The sequence below is a fragment of the Pseudomonas sp. P5_A2_2 genome, assembly GCF_054177685.1.
Genome location: NZ_JBGCUL010000892.1, coordinates 1 through 1,816, shown reverse-complemented (window position 1 = coordinate 1,816; position 1,816 = coordinate 1). Strand labels below are relative to the sequence as shown.

The following is a 1,816-nucleotide window of genomic DNA, read 5'->3' as shown; positions in this document are numbered from 1 at the left end:
GGCGAAGGTGGCCTGGCGACCTGTACAAGTCCTGGGCTTGAGCGATGACACAGTGCGAGTCGCGGGTGACCTCAAGGTCGGCGAGCAGATCGTAGCGTTAGGCGCACATCTGTTGCGCGAAGGTGAAGAGGTGAGATTGCCTCAACAGGATGACGTCAAAGTTGCCGGGGGTCGTCCATGAGCGAGGGGCGCTTCAATCTTTCCGCGATCRCCGTTCGTGAGCGCTCTATCACGGTGTTTCTGATCTTCCTGATTGCCGTTGCGGGCATCTTGTCGTTCTTTCAGCTGGGGCGTGCGGAAGATCCTCCGTTTACGGTCAAGCAGTTGACGGTCATTACCGCGTGGCCGGGCGCCACGGCGCAGGAGATGCAGGATCAGGTAGCAGAGCCACTTGAAAAACGCCTGCAAGAACTGAAATGGTACGACCGCACGGAAACCTATACCCGTCCTGGCCTTGCTTTCACGATGGTGTCGCTGCTCGATAGTACGCCGCCCTCGCAAGTGCAGGAGGAGTTCTATCAGGCGCGTAAAAAGCTCGACGACGAGGCCAGGAAGCTGCCGGCAGGTGTCATCGGGCCAATGGTCAACGACGAGTTTTCGGACGTGACATTTGCGCTTTTCGCCCTGAAAGCCAAAGGCGAGCCGCAGCGACTGTTGGTGCGTGATGCAGAGTCGTTGCGCCAACAACTGTTGCATGTGCCGGGCGTGAAGAAGGTCAACATTATTGGGGAGCAGCCCGAACGTATCTTTGTTTCCTTTTCCCATGATCGGCTGGCCACCTTGGGCGTATCTCCTCAGGACATCTTTGCCGCGCTGAATAATCAAAACGTGCTCACGCCCGCGGGTTCGATCGAAACCAATGGGCCACAGGTCTTCCTCCGGCTGGATGGCGCCTTCGATAAGGTGCAAAAGATTCGTGACACACCCATTGCGGTTCAGGGGCGCACGCTCAAACTCTCTGACGTGGCGACGATCGAACGTGGTTATGAAGATCCGGCAACCTTTCTCGTGCGCAATAACGGTGAAGAGGCCTTGTTGCTGGGGATCGTGATGCGTGAGGGCTGGAACGGCCTTGACCTCGGCAAGGCGTTGGACGCGGAGACGGTCAAGATAAATGAAGGCATGCCTTTGGGCATGACGCTCTCCAAGGTCACCGATCAATCTGTAAATATCAGTTCGGCCGTCGGCGAGTTCATGGTCAAATTTTTCGTCGCGCTGCTTGTGGTGATGCTTGTCTGCTTTCTCAGCATGGGCTGGCGTGTAGGCGTTGTGGTCGCTGCGGCTGTGCCATTGACGTTGGCCGTGGTGTTTGTGGTGATGGCGGCCACTGGAAAGAACTTTGACCGTATTACCCTCGGCTCGTTGATTCTGGCGCTCGGACTGCTGGTGGACGACGCCATCATCGCTATCGAAATGATGGTGGTGAAAATGGAAGAGGGCTACGACCGCATCAAAGCTGGCGCGTATGCCTGGAGTCATACGGCCGCGCCGATGCTTTCCGGTACGCTGGTGACGGCTATCGGCTTTATGCCCAACGGCTTCGCGCAATCGACAGCCGGCGAGTACACCAGCAACATGTTCTGGATCGTGGGCATTGCCCTGATTGCCTCCTGGGTGGTTGCGGTCGCTTTTACCCCATACCTGGGGGTGAAGATGCTGCCGAACATCAAGAAAGTCGAGGGTGGTCACGCGGCCATCTACAACACCCCCAACTACAACCGCTTCCGCCAGGTTTTGACGCGAGTCATCGCTCGCAAATGGCTGGTGGCCGGTACTGTCGTCGCTTCGTTTGTCGTGGCGATCCTCGGCATGAGCC

At 57.5% G+C, this 1,816-nt stretch carries 1 protein-coding gene and 1 pseudogene; both read left to right on the top strand.

Features of this window, described 5'->3' with window-relative positions:
* Positions 1 to 181, top strand: a pseudogene (locus ACXRVY_RS26995) (efflux RND transporter periplasmic adaptor subunit); the annotation flags it as partial.
* The coding region (locus ACXRVY_RS26990; protein ID WP_458238730.1) for an efflux RND transporter permease subunit at positions 178 to 1,816 on the top strand (1,639 nt) is incomplete at its 3' end. The pseudogene ACXRVY_RS26995 and the gene ACXRVY_RS26990, both read left to right, overlap by 4 nt.